Here is a 22,675-nt window from a genome sequence, read left to right as displayed (position 1 = left end):
CGTCTCACACGGCCGTTTCCGCCCACTCGACGTCCGCAGCCGCCCACTCGACGTCCGCAGCCGCCCACTCGACGTCTCAGAGGGTGTGCGCGTGCACCACGGCGGTGATGGCCGCGACGACGGTGTCGATGTCGTTTGCCGACGAGATGAACGGCGGCATCGCGTAGACGAGCGCCCCGAACGGCCGCAGCCACGCCCCCGCCTCCACCGCCGCCGTCGTCGCCACCGCCATGTCGACGGCCGAGTCGAGTTGCACCACGCCGATCGCGCCCAGCACACGTACATCGACGACCGAGTCGAGCTCGCGCAGCGGTTCGAGACCCGCGCGCAGCCGGGTCTCCATCGCGGACACCCGCCCGCGCCAGTCGCCGTCGAGGAGCAGTTCGACCGAGGCCACCGACACCGCGCAGGCGAGGGGGTTGGCCATGAAGGTGGGGCCGTGCGCGAGCACACCCATCTCGCCCTCGCTGATCGTGGTGGCGATCCGTTCGGTGCACAGCGTCGCCGCCATGGTCATGTACCCGCCGGTCAACGCCTTGCCGACGCACATGATGTCCGGCGCGACGCCCGCGTGTTCGGCGGCGAAAAGGGCGCCGGTGCGTCCGAACCCGGTGGCGATCTCGTCGAAGATCAGCAGGACGTCGTTCTCGTCGCAGATCCGCCGCAGGTCGGCGAGGTAGCGCGGATCGTGGAAGCGCATCCCGCCGGCGCCCTGGACCACCGGTTCGACGATGACCGCGGCCAGCTCGGACCGATGCGTTGCGACTGCCTCGGCCAGCTCGGCGACGTACTCGGCCCGGTACTCGGACGGAGGTGCTCCGACGAAGACCTGGTCGCGCAGGACGCCGGTCCACTGCGAGTGCATGCCGCCGTCGGGGTCGCAGACGCTCATGGGGGTGAACGTGTCGCCGTGATACCCGCCACGCCACGTCAGCAGGCGCGGGCGGTCGATGCCCTGACCGCGCCAGTACTGCAGCGCCATCTTGACCGCGACCTCCACCGACACCGACCCCGAGTCGCAGAAGAACACCCGTTGCAGTTGCTCGGGGGTGATGTCGACGAGCAGTCGGGCCAACCGCGCGGCCGGTTCGTGGGTGAGGCCACCGAACATCACGTGGGACATCGAGTCGAGCTGGCCGCGCACGGCGGCGTCGAGCACCGGGTTGGCGTAGCCGTGGATCGCCGCCCACCACGAACTCATCCCGTCGACGACCTCACGTCCATCGGCCAGTCGGAGCCTGGTCCCCGACGCCGATTCGACCACCAGCGGCGCCGGTCCGCCGGCGGTCATCGAGCCGTATGGATGCCAGATGAGCTCGTCGTCGATCGCCCTGATCTCGGCGGTGGTCAGCGGTTCCCGGGCCATCCGGCGAGCGTATCCACCCGGGTGATCGCGGTGCAGGGCCGGTGACGCTACCGCGCGATGGTCGATCCGCGCATCCGTTTCGCCAGGTGGACCGGCGCGGCAAGGCGTCGCGGAAGTGGAATTCACGGTAACGACGGGTACATTGCGTATCGACGACTGCGACGACTCGCCGACGCTCACACCGCCGAGTGTCGGACATTTCCCCCGACAGGTAGCGAGACCAACCACGTGGTGACCGCCCCCAGCCGCTCCTCGGAGCGGCAGCGCACGGTGCCCGCCGACCCCGCCTCGGCGTATCGAACCGACCTCGACGGACTCCGCGGCATCGCCATCACCCTGGTCGCCTGTTTCCACATCTGGTTCGGTCGCGTCTCCGGCGGCGTCGACGTCTTCCTCACGCTGTCGGGCTACTTCTTCGTCGGCTCCCTGCTACGGCACGTCATCGTCACCCAGAGCCCGTCGGTGACCCTGCGTGACGCGATCAATCCGCTCACCCGGCTCACCCGTCTGGCCCGGCGGCTGCTGCCCGCCCTGATCACGGTGCTGCTCGTCGTCACCGTGTTGACCGTCGTCGTGTTCCCGCAGACCCGCTGGGTCGCGACCGGACGTGAGGTCGTGGCCAGCGCGCTGTACTACCAGAACTGGTTCCTGGCCTTCAATTCCCAGGACTACGCCGCCGCCAGCTCGGCGAACAGCCCGCTGCAGCACCTGTGGTCGATGTCCGTGCAGGGGCAGTTCTTCGTCATCACGATCCTCACCGCGCTGGCGTTCGGCGGCGTCATCAAGCTGGCGTCCACCGTCATCCCGCAGCTCCGACGTCCGGCCGTCATCCGTGCCATCGTCGCGATCGCGATCGTCGGCGTCGCCGCGGTGTCGTTCTATTGGGCGCACATGCGGATGCCGATCAACCAGCAGTTCAACTACTACGACACGATCTCGCGAACCTGGGAGCCGCTGGCCGGCGGCCTGCTCGCGGTGTGGATGCCGCGGTGGCGCGTCCCGACCGTCCTGCGCAACCTCGTGGCGGTCGCCGCGCTCGCGCTCATCGTCACCTGCGGCTGGTGGATCGTCGGCGTGGAGTCCTACCCCGGCCCGCTCGCCCTGGTGCCCGTCCTGGCCACGCTGGCGATCATCTGGTCGGGTGCCACCGCGACCCAGCGGGGCGCACGGGTCGACATGCCGGTCATCAACCGGGGCCTGGCGAGCCGGTTCCCGGTCTGGCTGGGATCGATCTCCTACGCGCTCTACCTCTGGCACTGGCCGCTGCTGATCTTCTATCTGGCCTGGCGGGACAGCAACGACGCGAACGTCGCCGAGGGTGTCGTGTTGATCGCCCTGTCGATCGCTCTCGCGTGGCTGACCAAGCGGTACGTCGAGGATCCCCTGCGCGCCGGGCGCTCGACGGCCACAGTCGACCACCATCTCGCCGACGGCGCCGCCACCGCCGACTCGACCCGGGAACCGGTGTTGTCCCCGACCTCGCGGCGACGACGGGTGGGCGCGGCGATGCTGAGCTACTCCGGGGTGCTGACGACGGTTCTCGTGGTCGGCGTGCTGGTCACCGGCGTCGGCATCAAGGCGTGGGAACGCCACGTCGACAACATCGTCGTCGACACGACCAACCTCGACCCGCGGATCTATCCGGGTGCCCGCGCGCTCATCGAGGGCGTCCCGGTCCCCAAGGTCGACCCGGTGCCCAAGGCGCTCGAGGTCCTCAAGGATCTGCCGGAGACGTCGTATCAGGGCAACATCAGCGACTTCAAGGATCCCGACATCCACGTCGCGGTCTACGGCGATCCGACGGCGACGAGGACCATCGCCCTCGCCGGCGGCTCGCACGCCGAGTACTGGATCTCGGCGCTCGACCTCCTGGGCAAACAGAACCACTTCCGGGTCACGACCTACCTCAAGTTCGGGTGCCCCCTGTCGGTCGACCCCAACGTCTCGGTGGACGGGGTGCCGTACCCGGCCTGCTACACGTGGGTCGGCAAGGTGATGGACCGACTGATCGCCGACAAGCCGGACGCGGTGTTCACCAACTCGACACGTCCCCGCGCGGGCATCGTCGGCGAATGGGTGCCGCCGGACTACCTGCCGATCTTCGATCGCTTCAAGAAGGCGGGGATCCCGGTTCTCGGGGTGCGCGACAGCGTCTGGCCGCACAACGGCAAGGGCGCCATCGACAGTCCGACGTGTCTGGCCGAGGGTGGCGACGCCAAGTCGTGCGGCACCCCCCGCGATCCCGAGTACGGGACCACCAACCCGACCGATGCGATCGTGGCGGACTATCCGAACGTGCACCCGATCGACCTCAGCAAGGGGTGGTGCACCGAGACCCTGTGCCCCGCGATCATCGGCAACATCTCCGTCTACCACGACTGGCACCACCTCAGCGCGACCTTCGTACGGAGCCTCGCCCCCGAGCTCGAACGGCAGATGAAGCTCGTCTTCCCCTGGGCCTGAGCGCCCGACGTGATGTTCGCACCGCCGAGATGAGCGGACCGGCATCTGCCGCTAGGGTCGTCACATGACGTCGCAAGGGTGGGAATGACAGAAACTCCGGACACCACGAACGGCGATCCGACCGAGAGCCTGGTGGACGCGACGCTCGCCACCACTCCGAGCCAGCTGATGGTGTGGCCGGGAACCGCGTATCCGCTGGGCGCCACCTACGACGGTGCGGGCACCAACTTCTCGCTGTTCTCCGAGGTCGCCGACGTGGTCGAGTTGTGTCTGATCGGCAAGGACGGCACCGAGACCCGCGTACGGCTCGACGAGGTCGACGGCTATGTGTGGCACTGTTACCTGCCGTCGGTGGCCCCCGGTCAGCGGTACGGGTATCGGGTCCACGGCCCCTACGATCCGGCGCGGGGTCTGCGGTGTGATCCGTCGAAGCTGCTCGTCGACCCCTACGGCAAGTCGTTCTTCGGCGAATTCGACGGCGACCGCTCGCTGTACTCGTATCCGATCGAGCTGCCCGGCGACGACGAGGCCGAGACGGACATCGCGACGGCGGACGACGCCGCGTCGGACTCCGACGCCGCGAGCGCGCCGACGGCGGGTGAACCGACTGAACTGCCCGAGCAGCAACAGAAGCAGGCCGCGACCGACGCCGAGGTCCCGCCCGCGTCGCCGCCGCCCGCGACCGCGGTGCCCGACGTGCCGGTGGCCGACGAATCCGACACCGTCCACGACGGCTCCCCCATCGACGCCGACATCACCGATCCCGACGTGCCCGGGATGCCCGGACTCGACTCGCTGGGCCACACGATGACCTCGGTGGTCATCAACCCGTTCTTCGACTGGCAGCACGACCGCGCTCCCAACCGTCCCTACCACGAGACGGTCATCTACGAGGCCCACGTCAAGGGCATGACCGCCACCCATCCCGAGGTCCCCGAGCAGCTCCGCGGGACCTACGCCGGACTCGCGCACCCGGCGATCATCGACCATCTCACCGACCTCGGTGTGACGGCGATCGAGCTGATGCCGGTCCACCAGTTCCTGCAGGATCAGACACTGCTCGACCAGGGGTTGCGAAATTACTGGGGTTACAACAGCTTCGGCTTCCTCGCCCCGCACGGTGGGTACGCCGCCAACAAGCGCGCCGGCGGCGAGGTGACCGAGTTCAAGGCCATGGTGCGCTCCTTCCACGAGGCGGGTATCGAGGTCATCCTCGACGTGGTCTACAACCACACCGCCGAGGGCAACCACATGGGCCCGACGATCTGCATGCGCGGTATCGACAACGCCGCCTACTACCGACTCGTCGACGGCGAGCCCGAGATGTACATGGACTACACCGGCACCGGCAACAGCCTCAACGTGCGGCACCCGCACACGCTGCAGCTGATCATGGACTCGCTGCGCTACTGGGTGCTCGAGATGCACGTCGACGGGTTCCGCTTCGACCTCGCCTCGACGCTCGCGCGTGAACTGCACGACGTCGACAAGCTCTCGGCGTTCTTCGATCTGGTGCAGCAGGATCCGGTGGTCAGCCAGGTCAAGCTCATCGCCGAGCCGTGGGATGTCGGCGAGGGCGGTTATCAGGTCGGCAACTTCCCGGGCCTGTGGACGGAGTGGAACGGCAAGTACCGCGACACCGTCCGCGACTACTGGCGCGGGGAGCCGTCGACGTTGGGCGAGTTCGCCTCTCGTCTGACCGGATCGTCTGATCTGTACGAGGACACCGGTCGACGTCCGGGCGCCAGCATCAACTTCGTGATCGCCCACGACGGGTTCACGTTGCGAGACCTCGTGTCCTACAACGAGAAGCACAACGATGCCAACGGCGAGGACAACCGCGACGGGGAGAGCCACAACCGGTCGTGGAACTGCGGGGTCGAGGGACCGACCGACGACCCGGCCATCGAGGACCTCCGCGCCCGCCAACAGCGCAACATCCTCGCGACGCTGGCCCTGAGCCAGGGCACGCCGATGATCGCCCACGGCGACGAGATGGGACGAACCCAGCAGGGCAACAACAACGTCTACTGCCAGGACTCCCCGCTCGCGTGGATGGACTGGTCGCTGGCACAGACCAACGCCGACCTGGTCGCCTTCACCAGCACGGCCATCGCGCTGCGGTGTGAGCATCCGGTGTTCCGGCGCCGGCGGTTCTTCGCCGGCCGACCCATCCGTTCGGGCGATCAGGCGCGGGACATCGCCTGGCTCACGCCGGCCGGACAGGAGATGACCGAGGCCGACTGGGACAGCGGCTTCGGCAAGAGTCTCGCGGTGTATCTCAACGGAGAGGGTATCGGCGAGAAGGATCTTCGCGGGCGCCCGGTGGTCGACGACACCTTCATCCTGTGCTTCAACGCCCACCACGAGCCGCTCGACTTCCAGTTGCCGTCGGACTACTACGGCTCCGAGTGGGAAGGTGTTCTCGACACCGCCGATCCCCGCGGGAAGACCTCGGTGACCGCGTCGACCGGCTCGTCGGTGATGGTGCGCGACCGCTCCCTGCTCGTGCTCCGCAAGGTGAGCTGAAGCGTGAGCACGGCGCAGTCCTCGACGAAGAGCAGACCCACGTTCGTCGCCACCTACCGTCTCCAGCTGACCGCCGACTTCACCTTCGCCGATGCGGCGGCGCAGATCCCACACATCCGTTCGCTCGGCGTCAGCCACCTCTACCTGTCACCCATCGGGACCGCGATGGCCGGCTCGACCCACGGCTACGACTGGGTGCCACCGCCGGAGGTCGCCGAGGTGCTCGGCGGCATCGACGGACTGCGCGCTCTGCGGCGGGCGGCCACCGACGCCGGGCTCGGGATCATCGTCGACATCGTGCCCAACCACACCGGCGTCGAGGATCCCCGGCAGAACCCGTGGTGGTGGGATGTCCTCACCTACGGCAGCGCCTCGGAGTTCGCGCATCAATTCGACATCGACTGGGCCCCGGACAACGGCGCGGACGGCCGCATCGCGCTGCCGGTCCTCGGCACGCCCGACGACGTCGAGGCCCTGACCCTGGAGACGAACGACTCCGGCACAACGGAACTGGGGTTCTACGAGCACCGGTTCCCCCTCGCCCCCGACACCGACACCACCTCGCCGCAGACGGCGCACGACGGTCAGGCCTACCGGCTGGTCGCGTGGGACTCCGGACTGATCGGCTACCGCCGGTTCTTCGCGGTCAACGGGCTGGCCGGGATGCGCCAGGAGGATCCCGCGGTGTACGCCGCGACCCACACGATGGTGCACCGACTCGTCACCGAGGACCTCGTCGACGGACTGCGCGTCGATCACCCCGACGGACTCACCGACCCGATGGGGTACCTCGAGCAGCTGCGCGCCGACCTCGGCGACGACCGGTTGCTGCTCATCGAGAAGGTGTTGTCGGTCGACGAGGATCTGGACCCGGCCCTGCCGGTCGACGGCACCACCGGATACGAGGCACTGCGAGTGCTCGACGGGGTCTTCGTCGACGCGGGCACCGTGGAGACGTTCACCGATCTGCACCTGCGGATCACCGGCAACGCAGGCGACCGCGACTGGATCGACACCGCCGAACACGCGATCAAACTCGGCACCCTGGACGAGATGTTCCCCGCCGATCGGGCGCGGCTGTCGCGAGCGATCCGTCAGGCCGCACGGGATGCCGGCGACACCGATGCCACTGCGGTGCCCGCCGCCGACCTCGACGCAGCGATCGGTGAGGTCGTCGCGTCATTGGGCGTCTACCGCGCCGACTACCCGACCCTGCGGCCGCGGCTGAGCGCCACGTTCGACGAGGTGCGCGACCGTCTCCCCGAACTGGGCTCCGCGATCCGACTGATCGCCGACGCGGTCGCCTCCGACGGCGAACCCTCCGCGCGACTCGCCCAGGTCTGCGGTGCGACGACCGCGAAGAGCGTCGAGGACTGCCTGTTCTATCGCACGGCCCGGCTGGTGAGCCTGCAGGAGGTCGGCGGCGACCCCGGCCGGTTCGGCACCTCGGTGGCGGAGTTCCACGAGTTCAACGTCGCGCGGGCCCGCACCTGGCCGGGCAGCATGACGACATTGTCGACCCACGACACCAAGCGTGGTGAGGATGTCCGCGCCCGGATCGGATTGCTGTCCCGATATCCCGGTCAGTGGTCGACGCTGGTCGAGTCGATGGTGTCGACGACGCCCGCACCTGATGCGGTGACCGGCTTGTTCCTGCTGCAGAACATCGTCGGCGTGTGGCCGCTGGACGGTTCCCCGGATGCGAGCGTGCGGGAACGACTGCACGACTTCACCACCAAGGCGATCCGCGAGGCCGCGCTCGTCACGTCGTGGACCGATTCCGACGACGAGATGGAGTCGGCGATCCACCGCTGGCTCGACGACGTCCTCGACGGACCCGTCGGCGCCGCGATCACGGCGCTGATCGACACCATGCGCGCCGACATCGTCGACGTCTGCGTCGCCCACAAAGCCCTCGGTCTCCTGGTCCCCGGGTTCGGCGACATCTATCAGGGCACCGAATGGTTCGAGGACACCCTCGTCGACCCGGACAACCGGCGGCCCGTCGACTTCGGGCAGTCGCTCGACCACCCGAAGACCGCGGTCGTCGCCGCCGCGCTCGCGCTGCGTCGCGACCACCCCACGTCGTTCGGCGCCGACGGCGGCTACACCCCGGTGTACCCCACCGGGCCGGCCGCCGACGAGGTCGTCGCGTTCGGTCGCGGCACCGACGTGATGGTGCTCGTCGCACGTACCCGCATCACCGATTCCGAGGCCGCCGCGACGGTCGTCGAACTGCCCGAGGGCCGCTGGGTATCGCGCACCACGACCGACGAGTTCTCCGGATCCCTGTCGATGGCATCGGCGTTCGCACACGGTCCCGTGGCGCTCCTGGAGCTGCTCGACTGACGGTCCGGGTAGCGTGACGACGGTGACTCTCGTGGCCGGAATCGACTCGTCGACACAGTCCTGCAAGGTCGTCGTCCGCGACGCGGACGACGGAACCCTCGTCCGATCCGGCCGGGCCACGCACCCACCGGGCACCGAGGTGGATCCGCGTGAGTGGTTGCGCGCCATGCACACCGCCATCGCCGACGCCGGCGGCCTCGACGACGTCGCCGCGGTCTCGGTCGGCGCCCAGCAACACGGGATGATCTGCCTCGACGCCGACGGCAACCCGGTTCGGAATGCGTTGCTGTGGAACGACACCCGCTCTGCGTACGCGGCCCGCGACCTGATCGACGAACTCGGCGGACCGGCGGCCTGGGCGACGCGCATCGGCGTGGTGCCGGTGGCATCGATCACCGCGACCAAGCTCCGCTGGCTCGCCGACACCGAACCGGACCACGCCGATGACACCGTCGCGGTCTGTCTGCCGCACGACTGGCTGACGTGGCAGTTGCGCGGCGGCGGAGACATCGCCGACCTGAGCACCGACCGGAGCGACGCCAGCGGCACCGGCTACTTCTCCGCCGAGACCGGCGACTACGACCACGACCTGCTGACGATGGCGATGCGCGGCCGAACCCCGTCGCTGCCGCGCGTTCTCGGGCCGAACGACTCAGCGGGCGAGACCACGTGGGGCGCCCGCCTCGGTGCGGGCGCCGGCGACAACGCCTCGGCGGCACTGGCGCTCGACGCCGGGCCCGGCGACGTCATCGTCTCCCTCGGCACCTCCGGGGTCGTCTCCGCGGTCACCGACGTCGGCTCCCACGACGCCGCCGGGTACGTGGCCGGGTTCGCCGACGCCACCGGACGCCAACTCCCCCTGGTGTGCACCCTCAACGGCGCACCGGTCCTGGCCTCGATCGCCCACATGCTGGGCGTGGACCTCGACGCCCTGTCCGACCTCGCGCTGTCGACGGCACCCGGATCGGGCGGGGTGTCGCTGATCCCCTACTTCGAGGGCGAACGCTCCCCCAACCTCCCCGACGCGCGCGCCACCCTCGCCGGCCTGTCCATCGCCAACAGCACCCCGGCGACCATCGCGCGCGCTGCGGTCGAGGGCCTGCTCTGTTCGCTCGCCGACGGTCTCGGCTTCATCGCCGCCCAGGGCGTCGACACGCAACGGATCATCCTCGTCGGTGGCGGGGTGCGGTCACGCGCGATCCGCCAGATCGCCCCCGCGATCTTCGGGCTGCCGGTGTCGGTACCCGAACCGGGCGAGTACGTCGCCGACGGCGCCGCGCGCCAAGCGGCCTGGGCGCTGTCGGAATCCGCCGCGCCGCCCCGGTGGGCTCAGTCGGGAACCGAGCAGTTCGACGCCGACCCCGACCCGTCGATCCTCGAGCAGTACCGCGCGGCGCAGGCGCAGACCTACCGCTGAGATCTGAGCTGTCGCCGAGAACTACCGCCGGGGTGCGCCGGTCACGAGGCGCCGCCCACCAGTTCCACCAGCGTCTCCCGCGCACCGCGCTCGCGCAGTGACGACAGCGCCCACGTGTATGACTCCATGAACGTGGCGTCATCGGCGAGGTCGCCGAACAGATCGGTCACCCCGACGAAGGCCCGAGGATCCTGCTGACTGTCGCGAGCCAACGGCGACAGCATCTCAGAGCGTTGATCGACCACCTCGATCGGCTCGCCCTGCTCGTCGAGCCCCTCGGCGTATCGCGTCCAGGACGCCACCACCGCCGCCGAGAAGGTGACCGATCCGCCGTCGCGCAGGCGCTCGACGATGACCGGCACCAACCACTGCGGTATGCGATCGGACGACTCGGCGCACAACCGGGCGATGGTGTCGCCGATCGCCGGGTTGGAGAACCGCTCGAGCAGGGTGTCGATGTAGTCGTCCACGTCGACCCCGGGCACCGCGGGCAGGGTCAGCCGCCCCTCCTGCTGCATGTACGCACGCAACAGCTTCTCCAGCAGCGGATCCCGCGCGGCCTCGTCGACCAGCCGGTATCCCATCAGGTAACCGAAGTAGCACAGCGTCTGATGCCCGGCGTTGAGGAGGCGCAGCTTCATCAGCTCGTAGGGCGCGACGTCGGCGACCATCTGCACCCCGACGTCCTCGAACGGCGGTCGGCCGTCGGCGAAGTCGTCCTCGAGCACCCATTGCGTGAAGGGCTCGGCGACGACCGGCCACCGGTCGATGAGCCCGGTCCGGGCCGCCACCTCGTGTGCGAGCTCGGCCGGTGTGGCAGGCGTGATCCGGTCGACCATCGAGTTCGGGAAGCGGGTGTGCAGTTCCATCCACGTCGCGAGGTCAGGATCCTTGGCGCGGGCGAACTCGGTGAACACCCGACGCGCCATGTGGCCGTTGCCGGGGATGTTGTCACAACTCATCACGGTGAACGAGTCGATCCCCCGTTCGCGGCGACGATGCAGCGCCTCGGTGATCAGTCCGAACGTGGTGCGCGGGATCGCGTTCGGCGCGAGATCGGCCTCGACATCGGGTGCGTGAAGGTCGAACTCACCGGTCGAGCTCGAGATGTTGTAGCCACCTTCGGTGACGGTCAGCGACACTATGCGCGTGGTCGGCGCGGCAAGGGTCTCGATGACCTTCTCCGGGTCGTCGGGCGCGAAGAGATAGTCCACGATCGAGCCGATCACCGAGGTCTCCACCTGACCGTCGGGGTGTTTGAGGGTCAGGGTGTACAGACCGTCCTGGGGTGCGAGCGCGTCGCGCATCCGCTTGTCTCCCGGCAGCACACCGACCCCGCAGATGGTCCACGGCATGTCCGGACCGCGGCCGAGGAGACGGTCGACGTACATCGCCTGATGTGCACGGTGGAACCCACCGACACCGAAATGCACGATGCCGCAGGGGTGATCGCGACGGGCGTACCGCGGCACCTCGGTCGAGTCGATCTCGGCGAGATGCTCCTCGTCGAGTGGGGTGACGGGGCCGATCCCCGCCGTGGCACCGTGCACTGTCTGCGTCACGATGACCGCCTTTCTGCTGCCGGGTGCCCGTCGGACACCAGTTGGGGGAGCACAACTGCCTTGATACTGCCCTCGATGCGATCCGCATCGAGGGCGTCGGCCACCTCGTCGAGGGCGAAACGACCGGTGACAAGTGCGTCGAGGTCGACCAGACCGGCGGCGACCAACGCCGTGGCCGTGGGCCAGGTGTTCGCGTAGCGGAACACCCCGGTCAGGATCAGCTCGCGGTTCTGCACGATCGAGACGGGGATGGTCAGTTCGTCCGAACCCATCCCGACCAGGACCACCCGACCCGCCGGACGGACCGCACCGATCCCCGCGACGATCGCCGACGGGGCCCCGGACGCGTCGACGAAGGCGTCGAACGCCTCGAGGTCGCCGACGTCGTCGGGCCGTACCGTGGCCGTCGCCCCGAACCGCAGGGCGGTCTCCAGACGTCCGGAGTTGATGTCCGACACCACGATTCGGGTCGCCCCGTAGGCCCGCGCGACCTGAGCACACACCAGGCCGATCGGGCCCGCACCGGCGATGAGCACCGACCCGCCCGCCACCACGCCGGCCTTGCCGATCGCGGCGATGCCCACCGACAGCGGCTCGAACAGTGCGGCGGCGATGTCACTGACCTCGTCGGGCACCGGGTGCGCGAAGGCCGCGCCGATGGTGGCGTACTGCGCGAGCGCACCGTCGATCGGCGGCGTCGCATAGAACTCCATGTGCGGGCACAGGTTGTAGTCACCGCGGCGCGATTCGACGGAATCCGGGTCGGGCCGCTGGGGTTCGATCGACACCCGCTCACCGATCCGCGACTCCGACACCCCCGTCCCCACCGCGACGATGCGTCCGGACGCCTCGTGGCCCAGGACGATCGGAGCGGTCACGACGTAGTCGCCGATCCGTCCGTGCCGGTAGTAGTGCGCGTCCGACCCGCAGACGCCGACGGCCGCGATCTCGACGAGCACATCACCCGGGACGGGGGTGGGGACGGCGCGCTCCTGGACCTCGACGCGCCCCGTCTCGACGAGGACCGAGGCACGCATGGTGTCGGTAATGACCGGTATTCCGGTCGAAAGTGTTGTGTGCGTCACAATCGAGATGCTAGCGTATTGAACATATGAACCGCCAGTGAGCATTTGCTCACGCCTCGACGACGAGGAGATGACGATGACCGCGCCGCAGTCACCCCGTCAGTCCGGTGTCACGGCCGACTCCGGCCAGGACATCCGGCTGCTGCTGCGTGCCGCGACCATGTACCACCTCGAGGGCGCCACACAGGCCGAGATCGCCGCCCGCCTCGGGGTGTCGAGGCCCACCGCGGGTCGTCTCCTGCAGCGGGCACGCGCCCAGGGCGTCGTCACCGTCAGCGTCGCCGCCCCCGATCACCTCGGGAGTCCGATCCACCCCGACACCGAGCGAGCCGTCGAGAAGGCCTTCGGGCTCGACGAGGTCCTGATCATGGACTCCCCCGCCGACGGCACGCCGTCGGGCGACGCCGCCCTCGGACGGGCCGGCTCGTCGGTCCTGGCCCGTCGGATCCAACCCACCGACACCTTCGGCTTCACCTGGGGCCCCGAGCAGGTCGCCGTCGCCGATGCGCTGACCGCCCGCAACGCCTCGTGCCGTCGCGTGGTGCAGATGGACGGTTCGATGACATCGGTCGACTACCACACCGGCGTCGACCACGCCCTGACCCGGTTCTCCGAACAGCTTCGCGCACAACCGATGCGGTTGATCGCGCCGCTGTACGCCGACGCCGACACGGTCACCGCGATGCGCCGCGACTCGATTCTCTCGCAACCGTTGCTGGCCGCGGAGAACGCCGAGGTGATGCTCTTCGGCGTCGGATCGGTGTCCACGTCGACCACCCTGTTCGAGGGGGCGTTCATCGACAGCGCCGTGCTCGGCGAACTCGAGCACCTCGGCGCCGTCGGCGAGATCGGCGGGCGCTTCTACGACATCGACGGGGTCCCGGTCGATTCGTCCCTCGTCGGCCGCACCGTCTCGGTGCCACTCGACCGCGTGCACGAGTGCACGACCACCATCCTCGTCTCCGGCGGAGCTCATCGCCAGGAGTCGATCCTCGGGGCATTGCGTGGGGGGTTCGCGACCATCCTGGTCACCGACCTCGACACCTCGCAGTGGCTGCTGTCAGAACAGAAAGGTCAACGGTGACTGTACAACTCACGACTGCGGGGGCCGGCCTCCGCCGATTGGTCCGGCGGTCCTGGCGCCGCAGAACGGCAGGTGTCGCCGTGTTGGCGACCGTCGGGCTGGCCGCCTCCGCGTGCGCGGGAGCGGGTTCGTTCACCGACGGCGGCGGTGAGTCGGTCACCATCGCGCTGGTGTCCAACTCGCAGATGACCGACGCCATCTCGCTGTCCGGGCAGTTCGAGAAGGACAACCCCGGGGTCAAGCTCAAGTTCGTCACGCTCTCGGAGAACCAGGCACGCGCCAAGATCACCGCGTCGGTGTCCACCGGCGGCGGCGAGTTCGACGTGGTGATGATCAGCAACTACGAGACCCAGCAGTGGGCGGAGAACGGCTGGTTGGTCAACCTGACCCCCTACATGAACGCCGACCCGTCCTACGACGCGAACGACTTCATCCCGACCCTCAAGGACGCCCTGTCCTACCAGGGCGGGATGTACTCCGCACCGTTCTACGGCGAGTCGTCGTTCCTGATGTACAACAAGAAGATGTTCGCCGCGGCGGGCGTGAGCCTGCCGGCGAAACCCACCTGGCCGCAGGTGGCCGAGGTCGCCGCGAAACTCAATCGCGGCAACGTCTCCGGGATCTGCCTGCGCGGCAAGCCCGGGTGGGGTGAGGTCCTCGCCCCGCTCGACACCGTGATCAACGCGTTCGGCGGCCGGTGGTTCGACGAGAACTGGAACGCCCAGTTGACCAGTCCGCAGGTGACCGCGGCGGTGAAGTTCTACGTCGACACCGTCCGGAAGTACGGCGAACCCGGCGCCGCCTCGTCCGGTTTCCAGGAGTGCGGAAACCTGTTGTCGCAGGGACAGACCGCCATGTGGTACGACGCGACATCGGCCGTCTCGGTGCTGGAGAGCCCGGACACCTCGACGATCGCCGGTGACGTCGGCTACGCGCAGGCGCCGAGCATGGCCAAGGGCGACAACGGCTGGCTCTACACGTGGTCGCTGGGCATCCCGGAGAGCAGCAAGAAGAAGGACGATGCCTGGAAGTTCATCAACTGGATGACGAACAAGAAGTACATCGCCTACGTCGCCGACAAGCTCGGTGCCAGTCACGTCCCGCCGGGCAGCCGGCTCTCGACCTACGAGCTCCCCGCCTACAAGGAGGTCTCGCAGGCCTTCGCCGAGCCCACCCTGTCGGCCATGAAGGCGGCCGACCAGCTCAAGCCGTCGCTCGAGCCCGTGCCCTACACCGGCGTCCAGTTCCTCGCCATCCCGGAGTTCCAGGACCTCGGAACTCGTGTCAGCCAACAGATCTCCGCCGCGATCGCGGGGCAGATCAGCGTGGACGACGCACTGAAGCAGTCGCAGACCTACGCCGAGACCGTCGGCAACACCTACAAGAACGAGAGGTGACCCGTGGCCACCGCACTTGTCGAACCGGGCGCCCCGACTCCCGGCACACCGTCGCCGCGGGAGTCCGCGCCGCTGACCTCCGGTCGCGACCACATCAGTCGTGCCGAGGGATGGCGGCGACGGGGACCACTGCTGCCCGCGCTGATCTTCATGGTCATCGTCACCCAGATCCCGTTCGTGGTGACGCTGTACTACTCGACGCAGTCGTGGAACCTGGTCCGCCCGGGTTCGCGGGAGTTCAACTGGCTCAACAACTACGTCGAGGTGTTCAAGGACACCCAGTTCTGGACCGTCACCCTGAACACGGTGCTCCTCATCGTCGGGACGGTGATCATCTCCGTCGTGTTCGGCCTGATCTTCGCCCTGCTGCTGGACCGGAAGTTCGTCGGCCGCAGCATCGTCCGCACCCTGCTGATCACCCCGTTCCTGGTGACCCCGGTCGCGTCGGCGCTGCTGTTCAAGACCAGCCTGCTCTCCCCCACCAGCGGCCTGCTCAACTACGCGCTGAGCCCGTTCGGTGTGAAGACCGACTGGCTCAGCGAGTACCCACTGGCCAGCGTGATGGGTGAACTGGTCTGGCAGTGGACGCCGTTCATGATGCTGCTGATCCTCGCGGGCCTGCAGTCGATGCCCAAGGACATCTCCGAGGCCGCGAAGGTCGACGGCGCCACCAGCTTCCGGTTGTTCCGCGAGTTGACGCTTCCCCATCTGCGTCGATTCATCGAACTCGGCACCGTCCTCGGAGCCATCTATCTGGTCAACACGTTCGACGCGGTCTACATGATGACGTCGGGCGGACCGGGGGTCGCGAGCTCCAACCTGCCGTTCTACATCTACCAGCGGGCGTTCCTGGGCTTCGACATCGGTCAGGCCGCAGCCATGGGCGTCGTCACCGTCATCGGCACCATGGTGGTCGCGACGCTGGCCCTACGACTCATCTTCAAGTCCTTCAGCGGAACCCAGGAGGCGGTCTGATGGCCACCACAACCCCCACCCGTCCCGTCACGACCGACACGACACCCACCCCGGTGATCCGTCGCAAGCGGCGGCCGCAGGCCGGTCTGCTGACCGCCTTCACCTGGATCCTGTCCATCGGGTTCTTCTTCCCGGTGCTCTGGATGGTGCTGACCGCGTTCAAGAAGGAGAGCGACGCCAACACCAACCCACCGACGTTCTTCTTCACCCCGACGCTCGAACAGTTCAAGAACGTCTTCGACGCCGGAATCGGTACACCACTGCTCAACTCGGTGTTCGCGACCGTCGCGTCGACGATCCTCGTGCTGCTGCTCGGCGTGCCCGCCGCGTTCGCGCTGTCGCTGCGCCCGGTCCGCAAGACCTCGGACGCACTGTTCTTCTTCCTGAGCACGAAGATGCTGCCGATCGTCGCGGCGATCATCCCGCTGTACGTGATCGTCGGCAAGATCGGGATGCTCGACAACATCTGGACGTTGGTCATCCTCTACACGGCGATGAACCTGCCCATCGCGGTCTGGATGATGCGGTCGTTCTTCATGGAGGTCCCCAAGGAACTCCTCGAGGCCGCGAGCATCGACGGCGCGAGCCTGTGGACCTCGGTCCGCGAGGTCATCCTCCCGCTGATCTCCCCCGGCATCGCCGCCACCGCCCTGATCTGCGTGATCTTCTCGTGGAACGAGTTCTTCTTCGCGGTCAACATGACCGCGGTGAACGCGCAGACGATGCCGGTCTTCCTGACCGGCTTCATGTCCGGACAGGGACTGTTCTGGGCCCAGCTGTCCGCGGCGTCGGTCCTGGCCGCGCTCCCGGTCGTCATCTGCGGCTGGATCGCCCAGAACAAGCTGGTCCGCGGCCTGTCCTTCGGTGCCATCAAATGACCGACCCCAGCACGTAACCCGTCCCACCACACCTCCCTCCCAACCCAGGAGATCACCATGGCTTCCATCACCTACGACAACGCCTGCTGCGTCTACCCCGGCGCCGACAAGCTGGCCGTCGACTCGCTCAACCTCGACATCGCCGACGGCGAGTTCGTCGTCCTCGTCGGACCGTCCGGCTCCGGCAAGTCCACCGCCCTGCGGATGCTCGCCGGCCTCGAGGAGATCGACAGCGGCGCGATCAACATCGGCGGCACCAACATGGTCGGCGTCGCCCCCAAGGACCGCGACATCGCGATGGTGTTCCAGAACTACGCGCTCTATCCCAACAAGACCGTCGGCGAGAACATGGGCTTCGCGCTGAAGATGCGTGGCATCGGTGTCGAGGAGCGCAAGCAGAAGGTGGCCGACGCCGCCAAGCTGCTCGACCTCACCGACTTCCTCGACCGCAAGCCGGGCAAGCTCTCCGGTGGCCAGCGTCAGCGGGTCGCCATGGGCCGCGCCATCGTCCGCGACCCGCAGGTGTTCTGCATGGACGAGCCCCTGTCGAACCTCGACGCCAAGCTGCGCGTGCAGACCCGCACTCAGATCGCCGCGCTGCAGCGGCGGTTGGGGACCACGACGGTCTACGTCACCCACGACCAGGTCGAGGCGATGACGATGGGCGACCGGGTCGCGGTGCTCAAGGGCGGCAAACTTCAGCAGTTCGCCGCGCCGAACGAGCTCTACGATCGTCCGGCGAATGCCTTCGTCGCGGGCTTCATCGGATCGCCGGCCATGAATCTGTTCACCGCGTCGGTGGTGGACAACGGTGTCCGGGTCGGCGACTCGGTGTTCGAACTCGAGCGCGATCAGGTGTCGATCCTCTCGGGCACAGGGCTCACGGAGGTCACCGTCGGAATACGGCCCGAGCAACTCGAAGTCACCGAGTCCGGTGGTGTCGAGGTCGTCGTCGACCTGGTCGAGGATCTCGGCAGTGAGGCCTTCGTCTACACGCACGCGGGTTCGGGCTCGAGCGGTGTCGAACTGGTGGCACGCTGCAATCCGCGTACGGCGCCCAGGCTGGCCGATACGGTCCGCCTTCGTCGGCATCCGGAGGGCGCGGTGCACCTCTTCGATCCGAAGTCGGGCGAACGTCTCAACTGACGTGCGTGCGCTTCGGAGGGCTGGAGCGAAGCGACCCGAGATCCGCGCCTAGAGGAGTCCGCGGACCTGCTCGCTGAGCGCGACCCCGAGATCGTGGTTGTTCTGCTCGGTGAAGTGCACGCCGTCGACGCCGTCGGTGGAGATCACCGAGCCGGCGTCGAAGAACGGCACCTTCACGAAACTGGCCATCGCGCTGTACACCTGCGCCAGCTGCGCCGTCTTCTCCTGGCTGCCGCCGAAGATCAGCTGGAACCACGGATGCGGGGTCGGCGCCAGCGCAGGCGGCGCCATCACCAGCACCTGCGGTGCCGGGTAGGCGGTGCCGACCCCGCCCGCACTGGTCAGTACCTGCGTCACCAGAACCGACATCCCGAGCGCGATGTCCAGGGGGGTGCGGTGGAAGTTCGCCTTGGTGTCGTTGGTGCCCAGCATGAGGATCACCAGATCCAGCGGCAGATGGCTGGCCAGACACGATGGCAGGTACGCCGCCCCGTTCAGCCGGGGGTCGGTCGGGTCGTCGATGTTCGTGGTGCGGGCCGACAGACCTTCCTCGATGACGACGTGTCGGTCGCCCAGCTGGTCGGCGAGCACTCCGGTCCACCGTCGGTCGCGCGGGAACCGCTCGGTGGGCATCCCGTCGGCGACGGGCACCCAACCCCAGGTCAGCGAGTCACCGAAGCAGAGAATCCTCTTGTCCGGCATGGCGATTCACTCGTCGTCGGGAACGGTGTAGAAGGACTCGCCGTCCTCGGGGGTCCCGTCGATCTGCCCGAGGGTGCGGCGGTCGGGTCGCACCTCGTCGGGCGCGCCGGCAGGCAGCACGTCGGGCACCTCGGCGGCCAGCTTCTCGTCGAGGGTCTCGTCCTCTTCGGCCTCGATCCACTCGTCGGGCGGATCGACGACGGTGTCGCCGTCGTCGTTGCGCACCTCGTCGGAGTCGAGGGACTCGCTCGGTCCGAGGGTGTTGTCGGGGCCTGCGTCGTCGTAGTCGCCGTCACTGTCCATGCCCGAAAGTCTGCCCTACGCCGACGAGCACTGATGGTCACCTGCGGATGTCAGGTGCGTGACCACCCCGCGGCCGGCCTGTTTTGCCCGGTACATGGCGCGATCGGCCGACGTCATCAGGTTTCGGCGGTCCTCGCCGCTGCCGGTGGTGACCCCGACGCTCGCCGAGATGGTGATCGTCAGCGCGCCCACCGTGAACGGGGTCGCCAGCGCCTCGACGATGCGCTCGGCGATGCCCACCGCCGTCCGGTGGTCCGGCAGGCGCAGGCACAGCACCACGAACTCGTCCCCGCCCATCCGGGCCGCGAAGTCCTGCGGGCGGATCGAGCCACGGATGCGGTCGGCGACGATGGTCAACAACTCGTCGCCGACCTCGTGGCCATGGGTGTCGTTGACGGTCTTGAAGTCGTCGAGGTCGATGAACAGCAGACCGTTGCAGTCCTCCAGCTCCCCGTCGTCGTGGGTCGACGCCAGGTGCGCGTCGAACGCGACCCTGTTGGCCAGTCCGGTCAGCGGATCGTGGGTCGCGGCGTGGCGGAGTTCATCGTAGGCGAGGCGACGGGCCGTGACGTCCTGGAGGTGGATCAACAGGCGGGCGCCGTCATCGGTGTCGCCGCGCAGCACCATCGTGGTGCGGTGCCCCCACATCGCCGTACCGTCCGGACGCAGATACCGGCATTCCGACTCGTGCGCCGTCAGCGCACCGCTGAGCAGCTGCGCACTGCCGTCCGGGCAGGTGTCGTCCGGGTGGACGAACTCGTCGACGCGGTGCCCGAGAAGCTGATCGGACGCGCAACCGAGCATCGAGCACAGCGCTTCGTTGACCTGTTCGAGGACCCCGGTGCCGTCCGACACCGCGATGCCGATCGGTGAGTTGGCCACCACCGACTGCACGAGCTGCACGGCCGCATCCCGATCCTGTTCGGCCTTCACCCGCGCCGTCACGTCCCGCCACGAGGTGCGCAACTGGGCCGGTGCCCCGTCCGCATCGCGCACCAGCTGCCCGGCGACCTCCATCGACCGGTAGCGGCCGTCGCTGTGCCGCATGCGCACCAGCATCGGCGCCGGCGCCGCCGCGGCGGGATCGAACCACTCGGTGGCTCGTGCCGTCGACTCGTCGTCGGGGTGCATGAACGCGTACGCGGTCCGGCCCACGAGGTCTTCGGGCGAATACCCGAGGATCGTCTGCACGGCCGGCGACACCCACAGGAACGTCGTGTCGACGAGCTGCCAGGCGACGACGTCGGGAGCGTGGTCGACCAGGAAGCGGTACAGCCGCTCGGATTCGGCCAGCCGGAGCTCGGTGGCCTGCTGACCGGACACCACGGCGAAGCGCACCACCACGTTGCGGGCGGCGCCGTCGACGACGTTGAACGGCACGCTGTCCACCCGCAGCCAGACATGTTCGCCGGCGCGGTCGCGGCCGGGACGGTGCACGCCGAGCACCGCGCCGCGCACCGGTCGGCCGGTCGCGAGGGCCTGAAGCGCGGGATGGTCCTGCGGCCGGAGCGCCACGCCGTGCACGTCGACCGCGGCCCACCGGGGGTCCGCCGAGTCCCGGCCCAGCATCTGAGCCAGCGACAGCCCCAGGATGTCCTCGGCTTCAGGGGTGGCCGCCTCGATGACGCCGTCTGCGGACTGCACGACCAGTCCGGCCACGTCGCCGGGTCCGACCGTCAGTCCCACCGCCCCTGCTGCCGCCACGGCGCGTGCCGCCTCGTCAGTCACCCTTACTGAGTACACCCCGGACCGCCTCCGCGTTTCGTTGACACCGCAATGACGTGCCGGCGACGGTGATTTGTCATCGGTCCGTAAGAACCTGCCGGCCGCGGGTGCCGGCGGTGCTACCGTCCGCGGGGTGTATCGGGTGATCCAGTGGGGCACAGGCGCTGTCGGGACCGAGATGCTGACCGCGATCCTCGATCGACGTCGCGACGATCTGCACCTCGTCGGGGCCCGGGTCTACTCCGAGGACAAGAACGGCGTCGACGTCGGCGTCCTGGCCGGACGGGACCCGGTCGGTGTCGCGGCCACCACCGACGTCGACGAGATCCTCGCGGTGGACGCCGACTGCGTGCTCTACACGCCGCGCACCGCGCGGGTCGACGACGTGTGCGCGCTGCTGGCCAGCGGCAAGAACGTCGCCACGACCGCCTTCATGTTCCATCCGCGCCGCATGGCGCCGGCCGACCGGGACCGGGTGCTCGCCGCCTGCGAACGGGGCGGCACCTCCGTGCACGGCAGCGGGCTGAACCCCGGCAATCTGTCCGGAGTGCTTCCGCTGGCGTTGTCGGGCATGAGCCGGCGGATCGAGAAGATCACGCTGTGCGAACGAGCCGACTGGTCGGTCTACGAGAGCACCGGAATCACGTTCGACAACATGGCTTTCGGGCAGCCGGTCGAATCGATCAGTCCGACGGCCACGGAGTTCCTGGCGTTCAACAGCTCGATCTTCGTCGAGCAGGTGTGGATGATCGGTGACGCGCTCGGAGCGGACCTCGACGATGTCACCGCGACCGTGGAAGCCGTTGCCGCACAACAGGAGCACCAGATCTTCGAGCACCGGCTGGACGCGGGCACCACCGCCGGTCAGCGCTGGAACTGGGTCGGCCGCCGCGCCGGTGTGCCCCGCGTCGAGATCGAGACGCTGTGGACGGTCGGTGGCGAGTACCCCGGCCACTGGCCCAGCCCCCGGCACGGCTGGACGCTGACGATCGAGGGCGACCCGTCGATGCAGGCGCACTTCGTCTCGCTGGCCAGCTTCAGCCGTCCGGCGAGCATGGCCGAGCACGTGCGGTCGGCGAACGTGGCCACCGCCATGCAGGTGCTCAACGCCGTGCCCGAGATCTGCCGGGCCCCGGTCGGTTTCGCGACGACGGCCACGCTGCCGCTGGTCCGCAACGCGCGGGCCTTCGACACTCAGCCGTAGAACATCACCCAGTAGTCGGCAGTCCACGCGCCGCCGGAGCACTTCAGTGGCACGCCGTCGGGCGTCTGCGCCACGCCCGTCGCGTCGCCGCAGGGGGAGCGCAGCAGGCGCACCCCGGTCAGGGGCGGCGACGACACCCACGCTCCCTTCGAGCTGCACGCCAGCGTGTTGCCGCCGGCGTCCAGGCCGAAGTTGTACCGGGTGCCCTGGTTGCACTCACCGCCGGCATGGACACCCCGGTCCACGTACGGAACACAGCCCGCGTCGTCGCACGCCCCGGGGGACGCCGCGGCGGAGCCGACACCGAGTCCCAGCAACGGAGCGACGAGCAGACCACCCGCGAACGCGACCACACCACTGCGCTTCATGGGCACGAGCCTAGAGCGTCGCCCCGCGATCATGAGCGGAGTTTGCCGGCATTGCCGCGACATCGGCCCGCAGCGCGTAGGGTGACCGACCATGAAGGCGCTGGTGGGTGCGGTGACGGGGG

Annotated in this window: 17 protein-coding genes; 10 read left to right on the top strand and 7 right to left on the bottom strand. The window is 68.6% G+C overall.

Annotated features, from left to right (window positions below; translation table 11 throughout):
* Positions 1–76 precede the first annotated feature (76 nt).
* Positions 77–1,366, bottom strand: a complete 1,290-nt coding sequence (locus tag JHC79_RS15765; RefSeq protein ID WP_296392464.1) for an adenosylmethionine--8-amino-7-oxononanoate transaminase — start codon at positions 1,364–1,366, stop codon at positions 77–79.
* 231 nt (positions 1,367–1,597) lie between these two features.
* Between JHC79_RS15765 and JHC79_RS15760 the strand changes: the two genes are divergently transcribed.
* The 4 genes from JHC79_RS15760 to JHC79_RS15745 all read left to right on the top strand — a co-directional run bounded on the left by JHC79_RS15760 (position 1,598) and on the right by JHC79_RS15745 (position 10,124).
* The gene (locus JHC79_RS15760; RefSeq protein ID WP_296392462.1) at positions 1,598–3,829 is read left to right on the top strand and encodes an acyltransferase family protein; all 2,232 of its coding nucleotides are present in this window, start codon (positions 1,598–1,600) and stop codon (positions 3,827–3,829) included.
* An 84-nt stretch (positions 3,830–3,913) separates the two neighbouring features.
* Positions 3,914–6,358, top strand: coding sequence for a glycogen debranching protein GlgX (gene glgX, locus JHC79_RS15755; protein WP_296392460.1), 2,445 nt, complete (start codon positions 3,914–3,916; stop codon positions 6,356–6,358).
* A gap of 3 nt (positions 6,359–6,361) precedes the next feature.
* Positions 6,362–8,707 (top strand): malto-oligosyltrehalose synthase, encoded by a 2,346-nt coding sequence (treY, locus tag JHC79_RS15750; RefSeq protein WP_296392457.1) that lies wholly within the window; start codon positions 6,362–6,364, stop codon positions 8,705–8,707.
* Positions 8,708–8,729: 22 nt separating this feature from the next.
* Positions 8,730–10,124: an FGGY family carbohydrate kinase gene (locus tag JHC79_RS15745; protein ID WP_296392455.1), complete on the top strand. Its 1,395-nt coding sequence runs from the start codon at positions 8,730–8,732 to the stop codon at positions 10,122–10,124.
* Positions 10,125–10,165: 41 nt separating this feature from the next.
* Here the strand turns inward: JHC79_RS15745 and JHC79_RS15740 are convergent, their stop codons facing one another.
* A complete protein-coding gene (locus JHC79_RS15740; protein ID WP_296392473.1) occupies positions 10,166–11,596 on the bottom strand; it encodes a mannitol dehydrogenase family protein in 1,431 nt (476 codons plus the stop codon).
* Between the two features lie 86 nt (positions 11,597–11,682).
* Positions 11,683–12,723, bottom strand: a complete 1,041-nt coding sequence (locus JHC79_RS15735; protein ID WP_296392470.1) for an NAD(P)-dependent alcohol dehydrogenase — start codon at positions 12,721–12,723, stop codon at positions 11,683–11,685.
* A 124-nt stretch (positions 12,724–12,847) separates the two neighbouring features.
* On the opposite strand from JHC79_RS15735, the gene JHC79_RS15730 reads away from it, so the two are divergent.
* From JHC79_RS15730 to ugpC, 5 genes are all read left to right on the top strand, one after another.
* A complete protein-coding gene (locus JHC79_RS15730; protein ID WP_296392452.1) occupies positions 12,848–13,855 on the top strand; it encodes a sugar-binding domain-containing protein in 1,008 nt (335 codons plus the stop codon).
* Between the two features lie 80 nt (positions 13,856–13,935).
* On the top strand, positions 13,936–15,252 hold the full coding sequence (locus JHC79_RS15725) for a sugar ABC transporter substrate-binding protein (RefSeq protein WP_296392450.1): 1,317 nt from the start codon (positions 13,936–13,938) through the stop codon (positions 15,250–15,252).
* A 72-nt stretch (positions 15,253–15,324) separates the two neighbouring features.
* Positions 15,325–16,227 carry a sugar ABC transporter permease gene (locus JHC79_RS15720; protein WP_296392468.1) on the top strand — a complete coding sequence of 301 codons (903 nt, stop codon included), beginning with the start codon at positions 15,325–15,327 and terminating at the stop codon, positions 16,225–16,227.
* A complete protein-coding gene (locus JHC79_RS15715; protein ID WP_296392448.1) occupies positions 16,227–17,105 on the top strand; it encodes a carbohydrate ABC transporter permease in 879 nt (292 codons plus the stop codon). The genes JHC79_RS15720 and JHC79_RS15715 overlap by 1 nt, the downstream gene beginning before the upstream one ends.
* 57 nt (positions 17,106–17,162) lie before the next feature.
* The gene (gene ugpC / locus JHC79_RS15710) at positions 17,163–18,251 is read left to right on the top strand and encodes a sn-glycerol-3-phosphate ABC transporter ATP-binding protein UgpC (RefSeq protein ID WP_296392446.1); all 1,089 of its coding nucleotides are present in this window, start codon (positions 17,163–17,165) and stop codon (positions 18,249–18,251) included.
* A 48-nt stretch (positions 18,252–18,299) separates the two neighbouring features.
* Here the strand turns inward: ugpC and JHC79_RS15705 are convergent, their stop codons facing one another.
* Genes JHC79_RS15705 through JHC79_RS15695 form a run of 3 tightly spaced genes read right to left on the bottom strand, consistent with a single transcriptional unit; the run spans position 18,300 to position 20,984 of the window.
* On the bottom strand, positions 18,300–18,953 hold the full coding sequence (locus JHC79_RS15705; RefSeq protein ID WP_048472163.1) for an SGNH/GDSL hydrolase family protein: 654 nt from the start codon (positions 18,951–18,953) through the stop codon (positions 18,300–18,302).
* Positions 18,954–18,959: 6 nt separating this feature from the next.
* Positions 18,960–19,256: a hypothetical protein gene (locus JHC79_RS15700; RefSeq protein ID WP_048472162.1), complete on the bottom strand. Its 297-nt coding sequence runs from the start codon at positions 19,254–19,256 to the stop codon at positions 18,960–18,962.
* Between the two features lie 15 nt (positions 19,257–19,271).
* A complete protein-coding gene (locus JHC79_RS15695) occupies positions 19,272–20,984 on the bottom strand; it encodes a diguanylate cyclase (protein WP_131722682.1) in 1,713 nt (570 codons plus the stop codon).
* A 175-nt stretch (positions 20,985–21,159) separates the two neighbouring features.
* Between JHC79_RS15695 and JHC79_RS15690 the strand changes: the two genes are divergently transcribed.
* Positions 21,160–22,185: a dihydrodipicolinate reductase gene (locus tag JHC79_RS15690; protein ID WP_048472881.1), complete on the top strand. Its 1,026-nt coding sequence runs from the start codon at positions 21,160–21,162 to the stop codon at positions 22,183–22,185.
* Here JHC79_RS15690 and JHC79_RS15685 read toward each other — a convergent pair.
* Positions 22,176–22,553: a hypothetical protein gene (locus tag JHC79_RS15685; RefSeq protein ID WP_048472160.1), complete on the bottom strand. Its 378-nt coding sequence runs from the start codon at positions 22,551–22,553 to the stop codon at positions 22,176–22,178. The two genes, JHC79_RS15690 and JHC79_RS15685, sit on opposite strands and share 10 nt — an antisense overlap.
* Positions 22,554–22,675 lie beyond the last annotated feature (122 nt).

Source organism: Williamsia sp. (assembly GCF_016462415.1).
GTDB lineage: Bacteria > Actinomycetota > Actinomycetes > Mycobacteriales > Mycobacteriaceae > Williamsia_A.
The sequence above is the reverse complement of the archived record's forward strand: the minus strand, read 5'-3'. Positions and strand labels throughout refer to the sequence as shown.